The organism is Brevundimonas nasdae (assembly GCF_019395145.1).
GTDB lineage: Bacteria > Pseudomonadota > Alphaproteobacteria > Caulobacterales > Caulobacteraceae > Brevundimonas > Brevundimonas nasdae.
Genome location: NZ_CP080034.1, coordinates 1,491,636 through 1,513,279, shown reverse-complemented (window position 1 = coordinate 1,513,279; position 21,644 = coordinate 1,491,636). Strand labels below are relative to the sequence as shown.

Annotated in this window: 26 protein-coding genes; 17 read left to right on the top strand and 9 right to left on the bottom strand. The window is 65.2% G+C overall.

The window, feature by feature from the left end; genetic code table 11:
• Window positions 1-176: 176 nt before the first annotated feature.
• The 3 genes from KWG56_RS07440 (at window position 177) to gltX (ending at window position 2,651) form a co-directional block, all read left to right on the top strand.
• Window positions 177-605, top strand: coding sequence for a flagellar assembly protein FliX (locus tag KWG56_RS07440; protein ID WP_219354294.1), 429 nt, complete (start codon window positions 177-179; stop codon window positions 603-605).
• Between the two features lie 192 nt (window positions 606-797).
• The gene (gene dksA / locus KWG56_RS07435; protein WP_201100324.1) at window positions 798-1,235 is read left to right on the top strand and encodes an RNA polymerase-binding protein DksA; all 438 of its coding nucleotides are present in this window, start codon (window positions 798-800) and stop codon (window positions 1,233-1,235) included.
• A gap of 81 nt (window positions 1,236-1,316) precedes the next feature.
• Entirely contained in the window at window positions 1,317-2,651 is a 1,335-nt protein-coding gene (gltX, locus tag KWG56_RS07430) for a glutamate--tRNA ligase (protein ID WP_219354293.1), read from the top strand.
• Window positions 2,652-2,704: 53 nt separating this feature from the next.
• On the opposite strand, the gene KWG56_RS07425 is transcribed toward gltX, so the two are convergent.
• Window positions 2,705-2,995 carry a DUF8200 family protein gene (locus KWG56_RS07425; protein WP_201100326.1) on the bottom strand — a complete coding sequence of 97 codons (291 nt, stop codon included), beginning with the start codon at window positions 2,993-2,995 and terminating at the stop codon, window positions 2,705-2,707.
• Between the two features lie 117 nt (window positions 2,996-3,112).
• Window positions 3,113-3,718, bottom strand: a complete 606-nt coding sequence (locus tag KWG56_RS07420) for an LOG family protein (protein WP_219354292.1) — start codon at window positions 3,716-3,718, stop codon at window positions 3,113-3,115.
• Window positions 3,719-3,828: 110 nt separating this feature from the next.
• Between KWG56_RS07420 and KWG56_RS07415 the strand changes: the two genes are divergently transcribed.
• Window positions 3,829-4,557: a hypothetical protein gene (locus tag KWG56_RS07415; RefSeq protein ID WP_219354291.1), complete on the top strand. Its 729-nt coding sequence runs from the start codon at window positions 3,829-3,831 to the stop codon at window positions 4,555-4,557.
• Window positions 4,558-4,690: 133 nt separating this feature from the next.
• Here the strand turns inward: KWG56_RS07415 and KWG56_RS07410 are convergent, their stop codons facing one another.
• Genes KWG56_RS07410 through rhmD form a run of 5 tightly spaced genes read right to left on the bottom strand, consistent with a single transcriptional unit; the run spans window position 4,691 to window position 9,740 of the window.
• Window positions 4,691-5,956 (bottom strand): sugar MFS transporter, encoded by a 1,266-nt coding sequence (locus KWG56_RS07410; protein ID WP_219354290.1) that lies wholly within the window; start codon window positions 5,954-5,956, stop codon window positions 4,691-4,693.
• A 56-nt stretch (window positions 5,957-6,012) separates the two neighbouring features.
• Entirely contained in the window at window positions 6,013-6,915 is a 903-nt protein-coding gene (locus tag KWG56_RS07405; protein ID WP_219354289.1) for an amidohydrolase family protein, read from the bottom strand.
• 9 nt (window positions 6,916-6,924) lie between these two features.
• Window positions 6,925-7,674 (bottom strand): SDR family NAD(P)-dependent oxidoreductase, encoded by a 750-nt coding sequence (locus KWG56_RS07400; RefSeq protein WP_219354288.1) that lies wholly within the window; start codon window positions 7,672-7,674, stop codon window positions 6,925-6,927.
• On the bottom strand, window positions 7,671-8,531 hold the full coding sequence (locus KWG56_RS07395) for a 2,4-didehydro-3-deoxy-L-rhamnonate hydrolase (RefSeq protein ID WP_219354287.1): 861 nt from the start codon (window positions 8,529-8,531) through the stop codon (window positions 7,671-7,673). The genes KWG56_RS07400 and KWG56_RS07395 overlap by 4 nt, the downstream gene beginning before the upstream one ends.
• Window positions 8,532-8,546: 15 nt before the next feature.
• Window positions 8,547-9,740, bottom strand: a complete 1,194-nt coding sequence (gene rhmD, locus KWG56_RS07390) for an L-rhamnonate dehydratase (RefSeq protein ID WP_219354286.1) — start codon at window positions 9,738-9,740, stop codon at window positions 8,547-8,549.
• A gap of 140 nt (window positions 9,741-9,880) precedes the next feature.
• Between rhmD and KWG56_RS07385 the strand changes: the two genes are divergently transcribed.
• The 11 genes from KWG56_RS07385 (at window position 9,881) to KWG56_RS07335 (ending at window position 17,411) form a co-directional block, all read left to right on the top strand.
• Window positions 9,881-10,687 (top strand): IclR family transcriptional regulator, encoded by an 807-nt coding sequence (locus KWG56_RS07385; RefSeq protein WP_219354285.1) that lies wholly within the window; start codon window positions 9,881-9,883, stop codon window positions 10,685-10,687.
• A gap of 26 nt (window positions 10,688-10,713) precedes the next feature.
• The gene (lra1, locus tag KWG56_RS07380) at window positions 10,714-11,475 is read left to right on the top strand and encodes an L-rhamnose 1-dehydrogenase Lra1 (RefSeq protein ID WP_219354284.1); all 762 of its coding nucleotides are present in this window, start codon (window positions 10,714-10,716) and stop codon (window positions 11,473-11,475) included.
• Between the two features lie 9 nt (window positions 11,476-11,484).
• Complete coding sequence (gene lldD, locus KWG56_RS07375; RefSeq protein ID WP_219354283.1) at window positions 11,485-12,615, top strand: FMN-dependent L-lactate dehydrogenase LldD; 1,131 nt, start codon at window positions 11,485-11,487, stop codon at window positions 12,613-12,615.
• Between the two features lie 48 nt (window positions 12,616-12,663).
• A complete protein-coding gene (locus KWG56_RS07370; protein ID WP_219354282.1) occupies window positions 12,664-13,389 on the top strand; it encodes an RluA family pseudouridine synthase in 726 nt (241 codons plus the stop codon).
• 69 nt (window positions 13,390-13,458) lie between these two features.
• The gene (locus KWG56_RS07365) at window positions 13,459-13,812 is read left to right on the top strand and encodes a DUF1304 domain-containing protein (RefSeq protein WP_219354281.1); all 354 of its coding nucleotides are present in this window, start codon (window positions 13,459-13,461) and stop codon (window positions 13,810-13,812) included.
• Window positions 13,813-13,886: 74 nt separating this feature from the next.
• Complete coding sequence (locus tag KWG56_RS07360) at window positions 13,887-14,354, top strand: CC0125/CC1285 family lipoprotein (protein ID WP_236261364.1); 468 nt, start codon at window positions 13,887-13,889, stop codon at window positions 14,352-14,354.
• Window positions 14,355-14,404: 50 nt separating this feature from the next.
• Window positions 14,405-14,800 carry a fluoride efflux transporter CrcB gene (gene crcB, locus KWG56_RS07355; RefSeq protein ID WP_219354280.1) on the top strand — a complete coding sequence of 132 codons (396 nt, stop codon included), beginning with the start codon at window positions 14,405-14,407 and terminating at the stop codon, window positions 14,798-14,800.
• Entirely contained in the window at window positions 14,797-15,819 is a 1,023-nt protein-coding gene (locus KWG56_RS07350; protein WP_201100341.1) for an RluA family pseudouridine synthase, read from the top strand. The genes crcB and KWG56_RS07350 overlap by 4 nt, the downstream gene beginning before the upstream one ends.
• A complete protein-coding gene (locus KWG56_RS07345) occupies window positions 15,816-16,583 on the top strand; it encodes an ATP12 family chaperone protein (RefSeq protein ID WP_219354279.1) in 768 nt (255 codons plus the stop codon). The genes KWG56_RS07350 and KWG56_RS07345 overlap by 4 nt, the downstream gene beginning before the upstream one ends.
• A 79-nt stretch (window positions 16,584-16,662) precedes the next feature.
• Entirely contained in the window at window positions 16,663-17,112 is a 450-nt protein-coding gene (locus KWG56_RS07340) for a hypothetical protein (RefSeq protein ID WP_219354278.1), read from the top strand.
• Complete coding sequence (locus KWG56_RS07335) at window positions 17,109-17,411, top strand: transcriptional regulator (protein WP_219354277.1); 303 nt, start codon at window positions 17,109-17,111, stop codon at window positions 17,409-17,411. Before KWG56_RS07340 ends, KWG56_RS07335 begins: the two co-directional genes overlap by 4 nt.
• On the opposite strand, the gene KWG56_RS07330 is transcribed toward KWG56_RS07335, so the two are convergent.
• Complete coding sequence (locus KWG56_RS07330; protein ID WP_219354276.1) at window positions 17,408-18,184, bottom strand: pseudouridine synthase; 777 nt, start codon at window positions 18,182-18,184, stop codon at window positions 17,408-17,410. The genes KWG56_RS07335 and KWG56_RS07330 overlap by 4 nt on opposite strands.
• Window positions 18,185-18,460: 276 nt before the next feature.
• Between KWG56_RS07330 and KWG56_RS07325 the strand changes: the two genes are divergently transcribed.
• Complete coding sequence (locus tag KWG56_RS07325) at window positions 18,461-18,952, top strand: hypothetical protein (protein WP_244999688.1); 492 nt, start codon at window positions 18,461-18,463, stop codon at window positions 18,950-18,952.
• On the opposite strand, the gene KWG56_RS07320 is transcribed toward KWG56_RS07325, so the two are convergent.
• Window positions 18,953-19,588: a DUF938 domain-containing protein gene (locus KWG56_RS07320; protein ID WP_219354275.1), complete on the bottom strand. Its 636-nt coding sequence runs from the start codon at window positions 19,586-19,588 to the stop codon at window positions 18,953-18,955. It lies immediately after the preceding gene.
• Window positions 19,589-19,787: 199 nt separating this feature from the next.
• Between KWG56_RS07320 and KWG56_RS07315 the strand changes: the two genes are divergently transcribed.
• Complete coding sequence (locus KWG56_RS07315; RefSeq protein WP_244999687.1) at window positions 19,788-21,635, top strand: phosphoenolpyruvate carboxykinase (GTP); 1,848 nt, start codon at window positions 19,788-19,790, stop codon at window positions 21,633-21,635.
• Window positions 21,636-21,644 lie beyond the last annotated feature (9 nt).

Below are 21,644 nucleotides of genomic sequence, written 5' to 3'. Positions count from 1 at the left end.
CGTCCATGCAGCGTAACGCGCCTGTTGATGCGAGGATCGTGCCGTTAAAAAAGTTCATTTGAATCAACGTGACGAGGGCTGCTCAGTGGTGTTTCAGCGGCAGTTTTTGCCGGGCCGTTAACCAAACAGTCACCCCGGGGGCTCAAGCATGATCGTATGATCCGGAGCATCCGAGAATGAAGGTTGTCGGCACGGGCGGTCCCAACGCCGCCACGGGTTCGCGCGCCGCGCGCGGCGGGGCAAGCGGCTTTTCCCTGGGGCCGACGTCGGGGGCGGCGACGCCTGCTGCGGCGGCCTCTGTGGCGGCGACCTCAAGCATGGCTGGCGTTTCAGCCTTGATGGCGCTTCAGGAGGTTGAAGGCCCGCTCGAGCGGCGTCGGCGCGCGGTCAGACGCGGCGGCGGGCTGCTGGACCGTCTGGATGAGTTGAAGATGGCGTTGTTGTCCGGAGAGTCGGGCGGACCGGCCCTTGAACGCCTGGCTCGCGTCCTGCGCGAAGAACGGCCCGACGACAGCGACGCCGAACTGACGGCTTTGCTGGATCAGATCGATCTGCGCGCCCAGGTCGAACTGGCCAAGGCGGAGCCGCGCAACAGTCGCGGCTGATACTTCGCCTGATGAGGGAAAGTCGCAGGATTTCAAAGCTTAGCCGTAAGCTGACTGCGTGAGAATTGTCACGGATTGGCGTTTGGCCAGACAATAGCGATCACGGAATCGCGATGCGCGTTGCTGCGACTCGTACTCCTGATTATACGGCCCTTACGCCACAGGGGGGCGTGCTATTTGAGCGTGAGTGCGATGAACGCATTAGCGTCTGTCCTATCTGCAGATTCGGCCGAACAATACCGGCCGTCTGACGACGAACCGTTCATGAATGAACGGCAGTTAGCCTATTTCAAAAAGAAGCTGCTGGACTGGAAGGATGACATCCTTCGCGAGTCCAAGGGCACGGTCGTGAACCTGAAGGCCGAGACGGAGAACCACCCGGATCTCGTCGATCGCGCATCTTCGGAATCCGACCGCGCGCTGGAGCTTCGGACGCGGGATCGTCAGCGCAAGCTGATCTCCAAGATCGAGGATGCGCTGCGTCGGATCGAGGACGGCTCCTACGGCTATTGCGAGGATACTGGCGAGCCCATCAGCCTGGGGCGTCTGGAAGCGCGGCCTACGGCGACCCTGTCTGTCGAGGCGCAGGAACGTCACGAGCGGCGCGAGCGGGTTCACCGCGACGACTGAGGCGAAAGACGCCTCTACGCCTTGACTTCGCCGGGTTGGAGCGCGACCTAGCCGCCTCGCTGTTGAGGTCGTTGATCCCCCATGTCCGTCAAGGTTCGTTTCGCTCCGTCGCCCACCGGCAAGCTGCACGTCGGCAATGTCCGCACGGCTCTGGTGAACTGGCTGTTCGCCAAAGGGCAGGGCGGTTCGTTCGTGCTGCGTATCGACGACACGGACCTGGCCCGTTCGACGCCCGAGTTCGAGCAGGGGATCGAAGACGATCTGACCTGGTTGGGCCTGACCTGGGACGAGCGCGACAACCAGTCCAAGCGGTTCGACCGTTATGAAGAAGCTGCGGCGCGCCTGAAGGCCTCGGGTCGTCTGTATCCCGCCTATGAGACGGCAGACGAACTGGATCGCCGCCGCAAGGTGCAGCTGTCGCGCGGCCTGCCGCCGATCTATGACCGCGCCGCTCTGGACCTGACCGACGAACAGAAGGCCGCCTATGAGGCGGAAGGCCGTCGCCCGCACTGGCGCTTCAAACTGGAAGGCAAGCGCGTCTCCTGGGAAGACCTGGCGCGCGGTCATGCCGAGGTGGACACGGCGTCCATGTCGGACCCGGTGCTGATCCGCGAGGACGGCCTGTTCCTCTACACCCTGCCGTCGGTCGTCGATGACATCGACATGGCGATCACCCACATCATCCGGGGCGAAGACCACGTCACCAACACCGGCGCGCAGATCGAAATCTTCGAAGCTCTGGGCGCGACTGTTCCGGGGTTCGCTCATATGCCCCTGCTGGTCGGCGCAGATGGCGCCGCCCTGTCCAAGCGTCTGGGGTCGCTGTCGATCAGCGACATGCGCGACCAGGGCTATGAGCCCATCGCCATCACCAGCCACCTGGGCAAGATCGGCACCTCTGACGCACTCGAAGTCGCTGAGTCGGTTCAGGCCCTGGGCGCCAGTTTCGCCTTTTCCAAGATGGGCCGCTCGCCAGCGCGCTACGACACCGCCGACCTGGACCGTCTGAATGCGCAGGCTTTGCATGTCATGAGCTATGAAACGGCCCAGCCGCGTCTGGCCGCAGCGGATGCAGACCTGGGCGAAGGCTTCTGGAACACGGTCAGGGGTAACCTGAACAAGTTCGCCGATGTCGTTGATATGGCGAAGATCGTAAAGGGGCCGATCACGCCGGTGATCGAGGACGCCGCCTTCGCGGAAGCGGCGCTGCGTCTGCTTCCGGATGTGATCGACGAGAACGCCTGGTCGGCCTGGACCAACGCCGTCAAGGCGGAGACGGGCGCCAAGGGCAAGGGGCTGTTCATGCCGCTGCGTCTGGCGCTGACCGGACAACCGCATGGGCCTGACATGGCGGCCATGGCGCCGTTGATCGGCCGTGAGACCATCGTGCGGCGCCTGAAAGGCGAAGCGGCCTGAAGGCCGTTGCGAGAGCCTGAGGGATCAGGCTCTCGCTAAAACCTATAATCTGATCAGGCGTTGCAGACGGCGAGCTGTTCGGCCGACAGGGCTTCACCCTTGTAGGAGAAGGCGGTCACGGGACCGAACTTCTGAACCACGCGGCGGCAGGCGCGGTGTGCGGGCTGTTCCGAACCGCCCGAGGCGGTGCAGACGGCGCCTTCACACGACCAGCGCGCGCCATCGACGATGGTCGGACGGGCAGGGGCCTTGGAGGCGTCGGCAAGGGTCAGGCTGGTTGCGGCAGGCGTCTGAGCGACAGCCGGAGCCGCAAAAAGAACTGCGGCGAGAAGCAGTGCGCGCATGGATACTCTCCGAAAATGCGAGAACGGCGTCGTGCCGTTCTCGCCACTGTCAGTTTTCTATGAAAACTGTCAAGTGCGGAGCACGTGCCGCAGGTTGCGTTGGTGAAAGTTGATCACTTACCTACGATCATGTTGCAACTGAGGCGCATCGTCGCTGGCCTTGATCTGGGCCATGGCGTCCTCGACCGTATCGGCCACCGTCCAGGCCTGCAGGAAGGATGCGGGCGTCATGCCTTCGGCGACGCTGTGCTTCATCAGCTCAAAGAAGCCGTTCCAGAAACCGTTCAGATTCAAAAAAACGACCGGCTTGTGGTGCAGGTCCAGACGCTTCCACGACAGCAGTTCGACCACTTCCTCCAGCGTGCCGATGCCGCCGGGCGCGACCACGAAGGCGTCGGACTGATCGTACATCAGCTGCTTGCGTTCGTGCATCGAGGTGACGACCACGGTTTCAACGTCGTCGAACAGACGTTCACGGCTGCGCAGGAAGGCAGGCATGATGCCGACGACACGGCCGCCGGCCGCATGGGCTGAACGGGCCGCCGCGCCCATCAGGCCGACGCCGCCGCCGCCATAGACCAGACGCCAGCCGTCCTCGGCCGCCGCCTTGCCAAAGTCTCGGGCGGCCTGGGTATAGGCGGGATCCGCCGCATCGGATGCACCGCAGAACAGGCAGACGGAGGGGCCGTCGAAAGGCAGGATCGAAACCGGGGGCAGGGACATGGGGCCTCTAACAGAACGAATACGCGGTCAACCATGGCCAAACACGCGTCGGCGAGGCAAACAGTTTCCGCGCCGATTGGGGCGCTAGCCATATAGTGTCGAGCCGCAGGATGAAACGCCGGATCATCATCATGGTCGCCCTGGCCGGGATGGCTTCGGCCTGCTCCAGCCCGGTCAGACAGGATGCGGCGGCGGAAAATGGTTCGGCGCCCCTGGCCTGGGTCCAGCCGCCCCATATCGACGGGGTGGTCAGGGATTCTGGCGGGCTGGTGGTGCGTGGCGGAACGGCGCCCAGCGCGCGCGTGGTCCTGCGCGGACAGGACGGCAGCGCCATCGCCGCCAGCGCTGATGCGGCGGGGCGGTTCGAACTGCGCCTGCCGCCGGTGGCGGGTGATGTGCAGTTCACGCCAGAGGTTCAACTGGGGCAGGACACGGCGGTTTCCCCAGAGACGCTGGTGGTCATTCAGGGCGGGGCAGGGCCGGTGGTTCTGATCGCGGCGGGAGAGCCGAGCTTGCGTCTGGACAGCCAGAATGCGCTGGACGCCGTGGATGCGGACGGCAGCGCCATCATTGCTTCCGGTCATCGAGGCGAGGCCGCGCCCGATGTGAAGATCGGCGGCGAAGCCGTGCGTCCTCTTGCAGGCAAGGGAACCTGGCGGGCCATGGCGTCCGGCGGGGCCGCGACGACGATCATGGTCGATGGCCGCGCCTATGCCTATCCGGGCGCGGGCGGCGGGGCGGGCTTTTCGGTGGAGCGGATCGAGGCGGGCTGGCGTCTGTCGTGGCCGGTGGCGGCGGGCGGGCGTCAGTCGACGTGGCTGCCGGATCCGGTTCGTTAATATCTGCGTAACCAATTCGGCAAATAGACTGGATTGTTCCTTTTCGGGACAACACCATCACCGAACCTTAGTTTTCGCCCGGCGGCCCCGCCGGGCTTCTTTTTTGTCGAAGCCCGGCTTTGAAGCGGTTTGCTCAGATGGCGGTCGTCTTCTGTCCCAGGCCCGCGCCCTTCCAGCCGTACCAGGCGACGACGACGAAGCAGGCGGCGGGGAGCAGGAAGGCGATGTTGGCGCCATAGGTGTCGGCGATCTTGCCCATCGGCCAGGGCAGCAGCACCCCGCCGCCGATGGCCATGACCATCAGCGAAGACGCCTTCTTGGTCGCCGCGCCCAGGCCCGTGGTCCCCAGGGCGAAGATGGTCGCGAACATGGTCGACATGAAGAAGAAGACGGCGATCAGGGCGACCGGCGAGATGATGTTGACGCCCGCCGCCACGATCAGGGTCAGGATGACGTTGATGACGCCATAGGTGGTCAGGAGCACGCGCGGCTTGACCTTCAGCAGCAGGGCGGTGGCCGCGAAACGACCGACCAGATAACCGATGGCGGCCAGGGACAGCATGAAGGCGCCCTTCTGCGAGGACAGGCCTTCCCAGTTATGGGTCACCAGATTGATGAAATAGGCGCCGATGCCGACCTGGGCGCCGATGTAGAGGGCCTGGGTGATGACGCCCGCGACGAAGTGGGGCTGTTTGGACAGGGGCAGGGCGGGCGCGTCGCCTTCGACGGCGCCGCCGTGGTCGGACAGGCCGGTTTCCGGCAGGCGCGCGCGCCAGACGGCGATGGCGAACAGCACGACGCCGACGGCGATCAGGCCATAGACGATCTGGATCGAACGGGTCGGCCCGCCCAGAGCCTCGGTCGTGGTCGGGCTGAAGAAGACCGCGCCGCCGATCAAGGGGCCGAAGAAGACGCCCAGCGCATTGAACGACTGGGCCAGGTTCAGCCTCTGTGACGCCTTGGCGGGATCGCCCAGAACGTTGACGTAGGTGTCGGCGCTGGTCTCCAGCACGCACAGACCTGCGGCCAGCACGAACATGGAGCCGACGAAGGGCAGGAAGGCGCCTGCGCCCGCCGCCGGAATGAACAACAGGGCGCCGACGGCGGTGACGGCCAGGCCGGTGACGATGCCGAACTTGTACCCCCGCGCGTGCAGCAGCATGCCCGCCGGAATCGACAGCAGCAGATAGGCGCCGAAATAGGCGATCTGCAGCCAGGCGCTGTCGGCCTGGCTGATGCTCAGCGTCTCCTGGAAATGCTTGTTCAGCACGTCCAGCAGTCCATAGGCCAGACCCCAGATCAGGAAGCAGGCGATGGCGAAGGACAGCGGCCCTTTCAGCGACCTGCCGGGTTTCGCAAGGCCGCCGGGCGTGTGGGCGGCGTCGGTCTCGATAGCCATGTTGTCATTCCTGGGATGGACCCGGCCGTCTTGATGCGGTCTGGGCGGTTGAAGGATCAGATGCGGTAGATCGTCTCGGCATTGCCTGCGAACAGGCGGTCGCGCTCGTCGGCGGAGAAGCCCGCCGTGATGGCGTCGAAGGCGGAATAGAAGGCGTCGAAACTTCCGTGGACGCGCTCGACCGGGAAGTCGGAGGCGAACATGGCGCGCTCGGTCCCGAAGGCGTCGATGCACTCCAGAACGACAGGACGGATGCTTTCCTGCGTCCAGTTGCGGTCGGTGATGCCGAGGCCGGAAATCTTGATCGAGACGTGCGGCTGGGCGGCCAGCAGGCGCAGCACGATGCGCCAGCGCTCCATGCCGATGTCGTTGCGGTCCGTCGGCAGGCCCGCGTGATTGACGATCATCGGGATGTCGGGATGCCGCGCGGCGATGATGGCGGCGGTGGCCATCTGCGACGGATAGAGCTGCAGGTCGAACGACAGGCCGTGCTTGGCCAGCTTGCCGAACCCCTCGACCCATTGCGGGTCACGCAGCAGGTCGCGGTCGGTGTAGGTCTTCAGCGGGTCTTCATGCCAGCAGACGATCTGGCGCACGCCGCGCACGTTGGGGCGGGCGGCGTGGGCCTCCAGCAGGCCATCCAGATCGGGGTCCAGCAGGTCGGCGCCCGCGACGATGCCGTGGGGATAGCCGCGCTGGTCGGCGATGGATTGCAGCCAGTCGGTCTCGGCCAGTTGCTGGCCTATGGGCTGACCGGCCTCGACATGGACGATCTTGTCCACGCGCCAGCCAGCGGTGTCCGCCAGATAGTCGTCCAGCAGATAGTTCCTGTGGGCGATAGGGGACATGTCCCCCGCCGGATTGTTCGGCAGGGGATCATCCTGCAGCCAGCCGTAGCGGGCCCGCGACAGGTCCCACAGGTGGACGTGGCTGTCGACGATGCGGAGGTCGGAGCCCACGATCAGCCCTTAGTAGGTGGTGCGCCCGCCCGACGTGTCGAACGTCGAAGCGGTGGTGAAGCTGCATTCCTCGGACGCCATGAAACAGACCATGGCGGCGCTTTCCTCGACTTCGCCCAGACGACCCATCGGGATCTTGGAGCGCATGTAGTCGACCTGGCTTTGCGGCAGTTGAGCCAGGATCGGGCTTTCGAAGGTGGCGGGGGTCAGGCTGTTGGCGATGACGCCCTTGCCGGCCAGTTCCTTGCCCAGCGACTTGGTGAAGCCGATCACGCCGGCCTTGGACGCCGAATAGGCGCTGGCGTTCGGATTGCCTTCCTTGCCTGCGACCGAGGCGACGTTGACGATGCGGCCATAGCTGTTGGCCAGCATATAGGGGACGATGGCGCGCGAGCAGTAGAAGACGCCGTTCAGATTGATGTCGACGACCCGCTTCCAGCTGTCGATCGGGAACTCATGCACGGGCGTGGTGGCGCCGGTGATGCCGGCCGAGGCGACGAGGATGTCGATCCGACCCAGGGCCTTGTTCGATTCTTCCGCAGCGGCCGCGACGGCGTCGGCGTCGGACACGTCCAGCGCCACGACGTGGGTTGCGCCGACGTCTTCAGCCGCAGCCTTCAGCGCCTCGGGGTTCAGGTCCCACAGCACGACCTTGCCGCCCTCGGCGACGATGCGCGCGGCGGACGCCTTGCCCAGACCCGATGCGCCGCCAGTGACGACGGCGGTGCGGCCCGCGAAACGACCCTGATAGGCGCTCATGCCGCACCTTCCTGCGTCCAGCCGACGACGACCTGACGCTGCTGGCCCAGCTTCTGAATGCCCAGGGTCATGACGTCCCCGGCCTTGAGGAAGACCTGCGGCTTCTTGCCTTCGCCCACGCCTGGGGGCGTGCCGGTGGTCAGGATGTCGCCCGGCTCAAGGGTGATGAACTCGCTGACGTAGCTGACCAGGGTCTTCACATCGAAGATCATGGTGCGGGTGTTGCCGGTCTGCATGCGCTGGCCGTTCAGGTCCAGCCACATGTCCAGGTCCTGCGGATCGCCCAGTTCGTCAGAGGTCACCAGCCACGGGCCGACAGGGCCGAAGGTGTCGCAGCCTTTGCCCTTGTCCCACTGGGTGCCCATTTCCTTCTGGAAGGCGCGCTCGGAAACGTCATTGACCAGAACATAGCCGGCGACGTGGTCCAGAGCGTTTTCGACCGAGACGTAGCGGGCGCGGGCGCCGATGACGACGCCCAGTTCGACTTCCCAGTCCGACTTCTGCGAGCCGCGCGGGATCATGACTTCGTCGTCGGGGCCGGTCAGGCACGATGTGGCCTTGGTGAACAGGATCGGTTCAGCCGGAACGGGCAGGTTCGATTCCGCCGCGTGGTCGGCGTAGTTCAGGCCGATGGCCAGGAATTTGCGCACGCCGTTGACCGGCACGCCATAGCGGGGCTGACCCTCGACCACCGGCAGGGTCGTCGGGTCAATGGCCTTCAAGGCGTCAAGCGCCGGGCCGTGCAACTGGTCCGGGGTGATGTCGGCGATGACGCCCGACAGGTCGCGGATGCGGCCCTCGGTATCCAGCGTGCCTGGCTTTTCCTGGCCCTTGGGGCCGTAACGCAACAGTTTCATTGGGGTCTTTCGGTCTTAACGCGCGTAGGGGCGGTGCAGGGCGATGTCGCGGTTCAGCTCGACGCCGAAGCCGGGCGCATCCGGCACCTTCAGGCGGCCGTTCACGGGGACGGGTTCGCCGATCAGCTGCGGATGGAACATCGGCACGACCTCGTCGGCGCCGGGGGCCATCATCAGGAACTCCGCGAACGGGCTGTTATGGCGGGTCACGACGAAGTGGTAGGAATAGACCGATGAGCCGTGCGGGATCATCAGCACGCCCTTGGCGTCGGCCATGGCGGAGATCTTGATCAGTTCGGTCACGCCGCCGCACCAGCCCACGTCCGGCTGGATGATGTCGCAGCATTCCATCTCCAGCAGCATGCGGAAGCCCCAGCGGGTGGCCTCATGCTCGCCGGTCGTCACCAACATGCCGGGAGGGGCTCGTTTCTTCAGCGCCTGATAGCCCCAGTAGTCGTCGGGGCTGAGCGCCTCCTCGATCCACTTCAGGCCCAGCTTGTGGGCCTCATGGGCCAGACGGGTGGCGTAGTTCAGGTCCAACGCCATCCAGCAGTCGAACATCAGCCAGAAGTCGTCGCCGCAGGCGTTCCGCATGGCCTCCAGTTCGGCCAGATTCTTGCGCAGGCCTTCCTCGCCCTCGGCGGGGCCGTGGTGCAGGGGCATCTTGCCGCCGATGAAGCCCAGTTCCTTGGCTTTGTCGGGGCGCGCGCCTGTGGCGTAGAAGGTCAGTTCGTCGCGAACCGCGCCGCCCAGCATGGCGAAGACCGGTTCCTGACGCAGGCGCCCGAGCAGGTCCCACAGCGCCAGATCGACGCCGGAGATGGCGTTCACCACCAGACCCTTGCGGCCATAATACTGGGTGGAGAAATACATCTGGTCCCAGATCTTCTCGACCTCGGACGGATCGCGGCCTTCCAGGAAGCGGGCCAGATGCTTCTCGACGATATAGGCGGCGGGTTCGCCGCCCGTGGTCACCGCAAAACCGACGACGCCGTTCTCGGCCTCGATCTCGACCACCAGCGTGCCCAGCACATTGATGCCGAAGCTGCGGCGGCTCTGGCGGTATTCAGGATATTTCGCCATCGGGGTGGCGATATGGTCGTCGATCCAGTGCCCGTCGCCCTGATCGTGATAATCGGCGCCGCCGCCCGTCCCGTCGTTTTTCACAACATAAGCGCGGACGTGCTTGATCTTCGGCAGGCGGCTCATTGGGCGATCACCGGCATTTGGTGATCAGTTCCCATCATGCGGGATTTCACTGGCTTTCCTCCGGGCGAAGCGGCAAAGTCGGGTCAGTGTGGCCGAGCGACTTGCGCGTTTTGCTACATTCTGAGAATGAGGACTACGAAATGGGACGAACGCCGTCAATCAAGACCGCACAGGTCGATGGGGAAGAAGATGTCGGCGCCAAGGCGTCCGGCAGCCAGACCCTGCTGCGTGGTCTGGACGTCATCGACGCCCTGATGGAAGGCTCGCTGCCGCTGGCGGAACTGTCGGAAAAGCTGGAGCTGACGCGCAGCACGACGCACCGCCTGGCCTCGGCCCTGGTCGAGCGGCGCCTGCTGTCGTTCCGCCCGCGTGAGGGCTACAGCCTGGGCCCGAAGCTGCTGGAGCTGGGTCACGCCGCCAGCCAGCAGATGCATCTGCCGCGCATCGCCCGGCCCTGGCTGGAGCAGCTTTCGGCTCAGACGGACGACACCGTGCATCTGGGCGTACTGGATGGTCGGCAGGCTCTTTATCTGGACAAGGTTGCGGGCCGCCGCCGCATCAATATCGGTTCGCGTCTGGGCGAGCGTCATCCCATCGCCTCGACCGGACTGGGCAAGGCGCTGATCCTGGACAAGACCGAGGCCGAGTGGATCGACTTCTACGCCCCCGAAGGCGCAGCCTTTGATTCGACGGCGCGCACGGTGTGGCTGGAGCGGATGCGCGGCTATGCCCGCAACGGCTACGCCTTCGATCTGGAAGAGAACGAGGACCAGATCCGCTGCGTCGCCGCACCGATCCGTTCGGTGGACGGCCATATCGTCGCCGCCCTCAGCGTCTCGTCCGCCGCACAATATATGTCAGACGCCCGCATGTCGGACCTGACCAAGACCGTCACCGACGCCGCCAACGCCATTAGCGCTGACCTCGGCTGGCTGCCCAAATCCTGATCCTTTAGAGAAACGCCGGAGCCCCCATGCTGCTTGAGAACAAGGTCGTCCTGATTACGGGCGCATCGCGGGGTATCGGACGGGCGACGGCGATCGAGGCCGCGCGTCAGGGCGCAAACGTCGCCATCAACACCTTCCGCGATGATGCGGTCGCGGCTGAGGTTGTGGCCGAAATCGAGGCGCTGGGGCGCAAGGCCGTGGTGTTCGACGCTGACGTGGCCCAGCCAGATAGCGCGACGGGGTTCGTGCAGGCTGCGGTGGACGCACTGGGGCGGGTGGATGTGTTCGTGTCCAACGCGGGCATCTGTCCGTTCCACGCCTTTCTCGACATGCCGGTCGAGACGCTGCGCCGCACGATGGAGGTCAATCTGCACGGCGCCTATTTCATGGTGCAGGCGGCGGCCAACCAGATGGTCAAGCAAGGGGACGGCGGTTCGATTGTCGCCATCAGCTCGATCTCGGCTTTGGTCGGCGGCGAGATGCAGACCCATTACACCCCGACCAAGGCGGGGGTGCACAGCCTGATGCAGTCGTGCGCCGTTGCGCTGGGCCGCCACGGCATCCGCTGCAACTCGGTCCTGCCCGGCACCATCGCCACCGACATCAACAAGGACGACCTGGCCGATCCGGCCAAGCGCGAATACATGGAGGGCCGCATTCCGCTGGGCCGTCTGGGCCGACCAGAGGACATCGCCTCTGTGGTCGCCTTCCTGGCGTCGGACATGGCCAGCTATATGTCGGGGTCGGCCCTGCTGGTCGACGGCGGCGCCTTCGCCAACTTCCAATAGGACGCGACGGTGATCATTTCTTCGCCCGGCGATTATCGTGAGGCTGCGCGCCGCAAGCTGCCGCCCTTCCTGTTCCACTATATCGACGGTGGCGCCTACGCCGAGCAGACTCTGAAACGGAACGTCGAGGACTATCAGGCCATCGCCCTGCGCCAGCGCGTGCTGCAGGACATGACCAGCCTCAGCCTTGAGACGAAGCTGTTCGACGAGACGCTGCGTCTCCCGGTCGTGCTGGCGCCGGTTGGCCTGACTGGCATGTACGCCCGGCGCGGCGAGGTGCAGGCGGCCAGGGCGGCGGCGTCGCGCGGCGTGCCCTTCACCCTGTCCACCGTCTCTGTCTGCCCGATCGAGGAGGTGGCGTCCGCCATCGACCGGCCCATGTGGTTCCAGCTCTATGTGCTGCGTGACCGGGGCTTCATGAAGAACGCTTTGGAGCGAGCTAGAGCGGCGGGCGTGAAGACGCTGGTCTTCACCGTCGACATGCCCACGCCCGGCGCCCGTTATCGCGACGCCCACTCGGGCATGAGCGGCCCGAACGCCGCCTTGCGCCGGATGGTGCAGGCCATGACCCATCCGATGTGGGCCTATGATGTTGGGCTGCGTGGCGTGCCGCACGATCTGGGCAATGTCTCGCGCTATCTGGGCAAGCCGACGGGGCTAGCCGACTATATCGGCTGGCTGGGCGCCAACTTCGATCCGTCGATCTCGTGGAAGGACCTGCAATGGATCCGCGACTTCTGGGATGGGCCGATGATCATCAAGGGTATTCTTGATCCGCAGGACGCTCGCGACGCCGTCAGTTTCGGCGCCGACGGAATCGTGGTGTCGAACCACGGCGGACGGCAGTTGGACGGGGTCCTGTCATCGGCCCGCGCCTTGCCCGCCATCGCCGATGCGGTGAAGGGCGACATCCGCATTCTGGCGGATTCCGGCGTCCGCAATGGTCTGGACGTGGTGCGGGCGATTGCTCTGGGCGCGGATGCGGTCATGCTGGGCCGGGCGTTTGTCTATGCGCTGGCGGCCAACGGGCAGGCGGGGGTGGAGAACCTGCTGGATCTGTTCGAGAAGGAGATGCGCGTGGCCATGACTCTGACGGGCGCCAAATCCATCGCCGGGATTACGCGCGACCTGATCGCCTGAACCATTATTTCGCTGACCAATGCGGCGGGCCTGTCTAAGAAGCGGCGGATGACCACCCGCCAGCCCGTCGCCCTGTCCGAAGAAGAGATCGCCGCCGTCCGTTCGTGGGTGATCCATGAGGACGCCCATGTCATCGCCTTCTCAAAGCCCTCGGGCCTGTCCAGTCAGGGCGGTCGGATCAAGGCGCACACGCTGGACGACCTGTTATGGGCATTTGCCCGCTCGAACGGCAAGCGGCCGGAGTTGGTGCATCGTCTGGACCGCGACACGTCGGGCGTGATCCTGGCGGCCAAGACCAAACCGGCGGCCGGGTTTCTGGGCAAGGCGTTGCAGATGCGCCGGTTCAGGAAACAGTATCTGGCCCTGCTGTCCGCCGCGCCCGAACCGGCGTCTGGCGCGATCGACGCGCCCCTGCGTCGCGAGGAGATCGGGCGTGAATCCTATATGCGCGTCGTCGCCTTCGACGCGCCCGGCGCCCAAGGCTCGCAGAGCCGGTACCGGACGCTGGCGGCCAATGATCGGGGCGCGGTGGTCGAGCTTGAGCCGCTGACCGGGCGGATGCACCAATTGCGGGTGCACATGGCGCATCTGGGCCGCCCCCTGATCGGCGACGTGCGTTACGGGGGCGCCCTGACGACCGAAGTCGGGCCTGCACCGCGCCTGATGCTGCACGCCTCCAAGCTCAGTTTCCCGCATCCAGAGGGGGGAACGACAACCGTCGAAGCCCCGCCGCCTGAAGATTTCGCCAGGCTGCGAACCGCATTGGGTCTGTAGAACACGCTGCTTGCCGACGTGGGCGCGGCGTGATCGACTGAAGGTCGAAGCTTTTTTTGGAGCGCCTTGATGGCCGCGACAATCCTGATCGCCCTGGTGGCGCTGATCCACGTCTATATCGTCGTGCTGGAGATGGTGCTGTGGACCACGCCGCGCGGTCGCAAGGCGTTCGGCATGAGTGTCGAGGACGCCCAGCGCACCAAGGTTCTGGCCGCCAATCAGGGGCTCTATAACGGGTTTCTGGTCGCGGGTCTGATCTGGGGACTGTGGCTGGGCGCGGGCGGTTTTCAGATCAAGGTCTTCTTCCTGGCTTGTGTGGTGATCGCGGGCCTGTTTGGCGCGGCGACGGCCAGCCGCAAGATATTGTTCATTCAGGCTCTGCCGGCCGCATTGGCTTTGATCGCGCTGCTGGCAGGTGTCTAATATAGGGAACGGCGGGGGCGCTGCGACGCTATGTCGATGAAAGGATGCCTGTGATGAAACGCTTGGCGATTTTGATGACCGGTCTTTCCGCGCTGGCCCTGACGGCCTGCGCCAGTCTGGCGCCCTATGGCGCGCAGCGCGGAGCGGGCGGACAGGGCTATTCGGAACAGCGTATCGAAAACAACCGATACCGCGTCACTTATAATGGCGTGGGCGCGGCGGGCCGCGTGGCGGACTGGGCGCTGGTGCGCGCTGCGGACGTGACGACGGAACAGGGCTACGACTGGTTCGAAATCACCCAGAGCTGGACTGATGGGCGACCGGGCGGGGCAGGCGGCGTCAGCCCCAGCGTCTCGGTCGGCGGCAGCACGGGACGTTACGGCGGCTATTCCGCATCGGGCGTCGGCGTCGGGCTGGGTCTGAACTTCTCGGGACCGCAGCCGACCTCGACCACGCTGGAGATCGTGCTGGGCCGCGGGCCGAAGCCGGACCGTCCGAACGCCTATGATGCGCGCTCGGTGCAGGGTTCGATCCCGCGCTGATCACAGCCGCCCTTCGCTTTCGTCGCCAGCGGCGTATATAGCGCCGCATAATGACGCGTTTTCTTCTCGTTGCAGCGGGTGGGGCCATCGGCTCCATGGCGCGCTATGGCCTGGGCGTCGCCGCTGGTCGACTGGCGCCCAACGCCGTCTGGCCGCTGGGGACGTTTGGAGCCAACATCATCGGCGGCCTGCTGATGGGGCTGCTGGTCGGTTGGCTGGCCTTCCGCGGCGGCGCGCATCAGGAAATGATCCGTTTGTTCGCCGCCGTCGGCGTGCTGGGCGGGTTCACGACCTTTTCTTCCTATTCGCTTGAGGCGGCGCAGATGATCGAGCGCCGTCAGTTGGCCCTAGCGGCCTGTTATGTCGTCGGCTCAGTCGTACTGGCCATCGTCGCCCTGTTTGTCGGCCTGATGATCGCCCGCCGCGCCTTTGGAGCCCCCCTTTGACTGATCAACCGCCCGCAGAAGCCCCCAAGCGGGAAGTCCTGACCATCTATGTCGCCGAGGACGAAGACGGCATCCGCCTGGACCGCTGGTTTCGTCGGCGCTGGCCGCACCTGTCGAATATCCAGGTGCAGAAGATGGCCCGCAGCGGCCAGATCCGCGTGGATGGCGCCCGCATCAAACCCGAGGGCCGACTGACCGCCGGGGCTGCCGTGCGCGTGCCGCCGATTCCGGACGACACCTCGCGTCAGGCCGGGGACGTGCACACGCTGTCGGAAAAGGACATCGCCTTCGCCAAGTCGCTGGTGCTGTACGAAGACGACATGGTCATCGCCATCAACAAGCCGCACGGCCTGGCCGTTCAGGGCGGCACCAAGACCAGCCGCCATGTCGACCGTCTTCTGTCGGCCTGGGGTGAAGGGCTGGAACGCCCGCGCCTGGTTCACCGCCTGGACCGCGACACGTCTGGCGTCCTGCTGCTGGGCAAGGGGCCTGAGGCGGCCAAGCGACTGGCGGGCGCCTTCGCCCGGCGTCAGGCCAAGAAGACCTATTGGGCCATCGTCATCGGCAACCCGAAACCCTATTCGGGCCAGATCGACATGCCGCTGAAGAAGACCGGCATCAACGACTTCGAGATGATGCGCCCCGCCGAGCGTAAGGACCCGCGCGCCGAACCGGCAGAGACCGCATTCAGCACCATCAGCCGCGCCTCGCACCGCGCCGCCTGGATGGCGCTGCGGCCCTTCACCGGCCGGACCCACCAATTGCGCGCCCACATGGCGGGCATCGGCCATCCGATCCTGGGCGACCCGAAATACGGCGACGACAAATCCAAGGAGTTGTCGGGTCCGTTGAAGCTGCAGTTGCACGCCCGCAGCATTGAGCTGGATCACCCGCGCGGCGGCGTCCTGAAAGTCACGGCGCCGCTGAGCCCCGAAATGAAGGCCGGCTTCGCCCACTTCGGCTTTTCAGAAGACGAAGCCGAAGATGATCCCTTCCTGGGCGTGAAGAGAATTCGATGAGCCACATTCCCCCGTTGGACCCGATGGTCGCCGCCCGTAAGGGGTTTCGAGAGCTCGAGGACCGCACTCGGCGTTTCTGGAAAGAGGTGACGGTCGCGCCTCACGGCGAGGACGGCTGGGCGGTGCTGCTGGACGGCCGCACGCCCAAGACGCCGGCCAAGGCCCCGTTGGTCTTGCCGACCGAGGCGGCTGCGCGTCTGGTCGCGGATGAATGGGCGGCGCAGGGCGAGTTTCTGGACCCGCACGCCATGCCCGCCACGCGCCTGGCCTCGACCGCCATCGACCGCATCGGTCAGGCGCGCGAGCCGGTGGCGGATGAGATCGCGGCCTATGCCGGGACGGACGTGGTCTGTTATCTGGCCGAGCATCCAACACCGCTGGTCAAGCGACAGGAGGCGGCCTGGACGCCATGGCGCGAATGGGCTGCACGCGAGATGGGCGTGGTGCTGGAGCCTGCAGTTGGCATCATTCACCAACCGCAGTCGGAGGATGCGATCGCACGGGTGAAGGCACACGCCCTGACGCTGAATGATTTCCGCCTGACTGGTCTGGCGACGGCTGTGCCGCTGCTGGGTTCCGCCGTCCTGGGACTGGCGCTGGAGCAGGGCGCTCTTTCCGGTGAGGAGGCGTTCGACCTCTCTCGCATCGACGAACTGTTTCAGGAGGAGCAGTGGGGCGTGGACGCCGAGGCGGCAGAGCGCACCGAAGCGCGCAGGGCGGAAGCCTCATTGCTGGAACGATGGTTTTCTGCTCTCGCGCAATAACTTTCCATCACGGAAAGTTATGACTTGACGATGTGGAAAGTCATTGTCATTTTCCAATGCGGAAAGTGAGGACATCGCCATGTCACAAGACCTAGAAAACAGCGGCGCCATGTTGGCGGAAATCAAACGTTCGCAGGACGCTGTGAGAAACCGTGTGGCCAAGGCGTCCTGGCGTTATCAGCTGGTCTATTCCGCGTTTGCGGCTGTGATGGTGGGCGGTCAGGTCGCGCCGATGCCGCTCAATGTCCTGGCTTCGGCAGGGTCGGCTGGCGTGTTGATGCTGCTTTGGCGCAGGTGGTCGGAAAAGACCGGCGTCAGCGTCATGGGCTATACGCCGAAACATGCCCGATGGGTTGCGATCCTCTTGGGCGCGCTGATCGGCGGGCTGATGCTGGCGGGTGTCTATGCAGGACGGACCGGTCACTACTGGTGGGGGGCGCCTCTGGCGGTCAGCGGCTTCGTGTTGGCGATGATCCTGTCCAGCTTGTGGATGAGGGTCTATCGGGCAGAAACAGCGTATCGCCCATGACTGCGCCAGTCTTCGACGCGGTTATTCATGCGCCGGGGCGCCTGCAGATCTGCGCCATGTTGTCAGCGGCGGACGAGGTTGAGTTCAGTGTCGCCCGCGATGGCATCGGCGTGTCGGACTCTGTAATGTCCAAGCACGTCAAGCAGTTGGAGGAAGCCGGTCATGTGAAGCTGCGCAAGGCCGCCTTCGCAGGGCGGCAGCGCACATGGCTGTCACTGACGGCAGGGGGGCGCAAAGCGTTCGCGGGTCACGTCGCCGAGTTGACGCGATTGGCGGGACTGGCGGGTATTTCCGTCTAGCGTCCTTCGCCCTTGGCCTGGGTGATCAGGGCGTCGCGTTCCGCTGGCGTCAGATGGCGCCAGCGGCCTTCGGGCAGGTCGCCGAGCAGCAGCGGGCCGACGCGGACGCGGTAGAGGTCGATCACCTCCAGCCCGACCAGTTCGCACATGCGGCGGATCTGGCGGTATTTGCCCTCCGTCAGGATGAAACGCAGGCGTTGCGGTTCGATCTGGGTGACGCGGGCGGGTTTCAGAGCCTTGCCGTTCAACTCCAGCCCGTGGCGCAGCTTACTGAGCTTGCCTTCGGTGACATGGCCGTCGACGACGACCAGATATTCCTTATCCAACTCGGAGGCGGGGCCGATCACGGCCTTGGCCACCACGCCGTCGGACGACAGCAGCAACAGGCCGCGCGAATCCTCATCCAGACGGCCGATAGGCGGTAGGGAGGCGTCGCGGGCGGGCGTCTCGCCTTCGCCGACGCGGTTCGGCGTTTTCAGCAGGCGCACCGCGGGGATCTTGCCGGGGTCGGGCTGGCCCGAGACATAGCCGACCGGCTTGTGCAGCAGGATGGTCATGCCCGACGCCAGAGCATGCTGGGCCGTGTCGTTCAGCGTCAGGGTCTGGCCGGGTTCGATCTTGCGGCCAGCGTCGCTGATGGTTTCGCCGTCGATGGAGACCAGACCTTCGGCGATCAGGCTTTCGGCCTCGCGACGTGAGCAGACGCCGGTCTGGCCCAACCATTTGTTCACGCGAACCGGTTCGTCGCCGTCATAGGTGCGGGTGAAGGCCATCGTGTTCCGTCCAAATCGATGGCGCTGTCTAAGGCCGTGCGGACATGTCAGCAAGCCGCAGCGTGCCATCTAAATCAGCGATGACCGACGGTGGCGCATCAAGGTTGATATTCGGTCGTTTGCCACTATATCTCGCGGCATTCCACAAATGATCGAAAGTGCGGGACGACGGTCGTCGATCCTGTCGATTTTCATTTCTCTGATCAGTTGTGACGGCGGTTCGGCGGCATGGGCTGCATGATCTGTCGTATTATTGAAACCCACAAAGGAGACGTCTTGTACGCTCAAAGCAAATCTTCCGCTCCCCGCTCGCGCACTGGCTATAACCGTCCGGTCCCCACCCGTCTGCGCATGGGTCTGGTGATGCGGCGTGGCATGGACTTCGGCGAACTGGGTGACGTGGAGGGCGCGCTTCGGGCCGAGGGCGTTGGTCTGGCTCCGATCTCGACGGGCGAAGGCAGCCTAGTCGCGGGCGGCGTGACTGTTCTGGCCACTGCAACGGCGACTGACATCGTCGAGGGACGCTTGAAGGGTCTGGTCGTGCCGGGTGGTTCGGCGGACGAGGCCGGTCTGGCGGCCGTGCGTTCGTTGGTCGATCTGGCGCGCGCCAACAGCCTGGCGGTCATCGCCCTGGCGGATGCGGTCGCGGTGGCGGCAGAAAGCTTCGGCGTTGCCGCAGAAGCCCACGGCGCTGTGTTCAGCGACGGCGGCGTGACCCTGTTGAACGAAGGCGCTCAACTGTCGAAAATCGTCTCCGCAATCGCCTGATCAGAAACGCCGGAACAGCAGCGTCAGGTTGTTGGCCGGCATCTCGATCCTGAGCGTGGCCGCAAGGCCATGTGACTTGGCCAAAGCTTCGACCTCGGTGCGGTCGCGCAGACCCCAGGCGGGATTGCGTGATTTCAGGCTGGCGTCGAACGCGGCGTTTGACGCGGCCAGCGGGACCTCGGCCTCGCGATAAGGCCCGTAAAGAGCCAGCAGGCCGCCGGGGCGTCGCAGGACGCGACCGGCCAAATCCATCAGCCCCTCGGTCGCCGACCAGGGGCTGATGTGCGTCATGTTCGCGCAAAAGATCGCGTCAAATGGACCCATCGGCCAGGTTGAGGCGTTGGCGGCGTCCAGAGGCAGGGCGGGGCGGATATTGGCGGCGCCGACCTGCTGGACCCAGGCGGTGATGCTGGCGCGGGCTTCGGTGCTGGGGTCGCTGGGCGTCCAGGTCAGGCCGGGCAGGGCGGTGGCGAAGCTGACGGCGTGTTCGCCGGAACCGGAGGCGATTTCCAACAGTGAGCCGCGCGCCGACAAGTGGGCGCGAAGCACGTTCAGGATGGCGTCGCTGTTGCGTCGCGCGGCAGGCGAGGTCAGGGCGCCGTCGGGCAGGGCGGCGATGATGTCGAGAGTTTGCACGGATGCCTTTCTAGCGCCGAACCGGCGCCATGGCATCCGTGATCTTTTGCCTCAGACACCGGTGGACATGGATGGTTTCTTGCGCAGTTTGACGTGGCGGAAAGAGCGGAGCAATTCGCCTGTAACAGTGCGTGAACGTCGCGTGCTGATGGCCACGGCGGCGTCAGATCGTCGGGCTTGGATGCTCAGGAGAAGCCCTTTGTCGATTCCCGTAACGCCCGGACTCCGTCCAGCGCCCACCAACCATGCCGGACTGATCGCCTGGGTCGAGCAGATCACCGCTCTGACCAAGCCCGACCGGGTTCACTGGTGTGATGGGTCCGACGCTGAGAAGCAGGCGATCATTGCGGACCTGCTGGCCAAGGGCACGCTGAAAGAACTGGATCAGGCCAAACGTCCCGGATGCTATTACGCCGCGTCTGACCCGCGCGATGTGGCGCGCGTCGAGAGCCGCACCTTCATTTGTTCGGAAGATGAGGCGGACGCAGGCCCGACCAACAACTGGGCCGATCCCATCGAGATGCGGGATCGGCTGGATGGCCTGTTCGACGGCTGCATGGCCGGGCGGACCCTGTATGTCGTGCCCTTCTGCATGGGGCCGCTGGGGTCAGAAATCAGCGCCCTGGGCGTCGAGATCACCGACAGCGGCTATGTCGCCATTTCGATGGGCGTGATGACCCGCATGGGCAAACCCGCTCTGGACCAACTGGGCGACAAGGGCGTGTTCGTGCCTGCTGTTCATACGCTGGGCGCGCCGCTGGCGAAGGGGCAGGCCGATGTGCCGTGGCCCTGCAATGACGATAAATGGATCGTCCATTTCCCCGAGACGCGGGAGATCTGGTCCTATGGCTCCGGCTATGGCGGCAACGCCCTGCTGGGCAAGAAATGCTACGCCCTGCGCATCGCCTCGATCATGGCCCGCGACGAGGGGTGGCTGGCCGAACATATGCTGATCCTGAAGCTGACCGATCCAAGGGGCAGCGTGAAATATGTCGCCGCCGCCTTCCCGTCGGCCTGCGGCAAGACGAACCTGGCCATGCTGCAGCCGACGCTGCCGGGCTGGAAGGCTGAGACGATCGGCGACGACATCGCCTGGATGCGGTTCGGCGATGACGGGCGGCTGTATGCGGTGAACCCGGAGGCCGGCTTCTTTGGCGTGGCGCCCGGCACCAGTCGCGCGACCAACCACAATGCGCTGGAGACGCTGGCGTCCAACACCATCTTCACCAATACAGCTCTGACGCACGACGGCGATGTCTGGTGGGAAGGCCTGACCAAACAGGCGCCGGAAGGCCTGACCAATTGGAAGGGTCAACCGCACGACCATGCGTCCGGCGAACCGGCGGCGCACCCCAACGCCCGCTTCGCCGCCCCTGCCGGTCAATGCCCGGCCATCGCGGCGGAATGGGAAGACCCCAGGGGCGTGCCGATCGACGCCATCCTGTTCGGCGGTCGCCGGGCCAGCGCGGTGCCGCTGGTCACCGAGGCCTTCGACTGGGAACACGGCGTCTTCATGGGCTCGACCGTCGCATCGGAAGGCACGGCGGCGGCAGAGAACAAGGTCGGCGAGCTGCGCCGTGACCCATTCGCCATGCTGCCCTTCTGCGGCTACAACATGGGCGATTATTTCGCACATTGGCTGAAGATGGGGCAGGGGCGCGACGCCTCGAAACTGCCGCGCATCTTCTTCGTCAACTGGTTCCGCAAGGATCAGGACGGTAAGTTTGTCTGGCCGGGTTTTGGCGACAATTCGCGCGTCCTGAAGTGGATTTCCGAGCGGATCGACGGCGAGGCGGACGCGGTGGACACCGCCGTCGGGCGTGTCCCGACGCAAGGGTCGCTGGACCTTTCGGGTCTTGATTTGTCCCAAGCCCATCTGTCGACCCTGCTGGACGTGGACGCCGAGGTCTGGCGCGAAGAAGCGGCCTTGATTCCGGCCTTCTATGAGAAGTTCGGCGACCGCCTGCCGCAGGCCCTCTGGGCGCAGCATGCAGCCCTGGTCGAGCGGCTGGAGGCGCGCGACAAGACGGTCATCGCTGCGGAATAAGCTGGGGTT

Coding starts and splice junctions, on each gene's coding strand:
- KWG56_RS07440 (WP_219354294.1), top strand. CDS start 177: ATGAAGGTTGTCGGCACGGGCGGTCCCAACGCCGCCACGGGTTCGCGC.
- dksA (WP_201100324.1), top strand. CDS start 798: ATGAACGCATTAGCGTCTGTCCTATCTGCAGATTCGGCCGAACAATAC.
- gltX (WP_219354293.1), top strand. CDS start 1,317: ATGTCCGTCAAGGTTCGTTTCGCTCCGTCGCCCACCGGCAAGCTGCAC.
- KWG56_RS07425 (WP_201100326.1), bottom strand. CDS start 2,995: ATGCGCGCACTGCTTCTCGCCGCAGTTCTTTTTGCGGCTCCGGCTGTC.
- KWG56_RS07420 (WP_219354292.1), bottom strand. CDS start 3,718: ATGTCCCTGCCCCCGGTTTCGATCCTGCCTTTCGACGGCCCCTCCGTC.
- KWG56_RS07415 (WP_219354291.1), top strand. CDS start 3,829: ATGAAACGCCGGATCATCATCATGGTCGCCCTGGCCGGGATGGCTTCG.
- KWG56_RS07410 (WP_219354290.1), bottom strand. CDS start 5,956: ATGGCTATCGAGACCGACGCCGCCCACACGCCCGGCGGCCTTGCGAAA.
- KWG56_RS07400 (WP_219354288.1), bottom strand. CDS start 7,674: ATGAGCGCCTATCAGGGTCGTTTCGCGGGCCGCACCGCCGTCGTCACT.
- KWG56_RS07395 (WP_219354287.1), bottom strand. CDS start 8,531: ATGAAACTGTTGCGTTACGGCCCCAAGGGCCAGGAAAAGCCAGGCACG.
- rhmD (WP_219354286.1), bottom strand. CDS start 9,740: ATGAGCCGCCTGCCGAAGATCAAGCACGTCCGCGCTTATGTTGTGAAA.
- KWG56_RS07385 (WP_219354285.1), top strand. CDS start 9,881: ATGGGACGAACGCCGTCAATCAAGACCGCACAGGTCGATGGGGAAGAA.
- lra1 (WP_219354284.1), top strand. CDS start 10,714: ATGCTGCTTGAGAACAAGGTCGTCCTGATTACGGGCGCATCGCGGGGT.
- KWG56_RS07370 (WP_219354282.1), top strand. CDS start 12,664: ATGACCACCCGCCAGCCCGTCGCCCTGTCCGAAGAAGAGATCGCCGCC.
- KWG56_RS07365 (WP_219354281.1), top strand. CDS start 13,459: ATGGCCGCGACAATCCTGATCGCCCTGGTGGCGCTGATCCACGTCTAT.
- KWG56_RS07360 (WP_236261364.1), top strand. CDS start 13,887: ATGACCGGTCTTTCCGCGCTGGCCCTGACGGCCTGCGCCAGTCTGGCG.
- crcB (WP_219354280.1), top strand. CDS start 14,405: ATGACGCGTTTTCTTCTCGTTGCAGCGGGTGGGGCCATCGGCTCCATG.
- KWG56_RS07345 (WP_219354279.1), top strand. CDS start 15,816: ATGAGCCACATTCCCCCGTTGGACCCGATGGTCGCCGCCCGTAAGGGG.
- KWG56_RS07340 (WP_219354278.1), top strand. CDS start 16,663: ATGTCACAAGACCTAGAAAACAGCGGCGCCATGTTGGCGGAAATCAAA.
- KWG56_RS07335 (WP_219354277.1), top strand. CDS start 17,109: ATGACTGCGCCAGTCTTCGACGCGGTTATTCATGCGCCGGGGCGCCTG.
- KWG56_RS07330 (WP_219354276.1), bottom strand. CDS start 18,184: ATGGCCTTCACCCGCACCTATGACGGCGACGAACCGGTTCGCGTGAAC.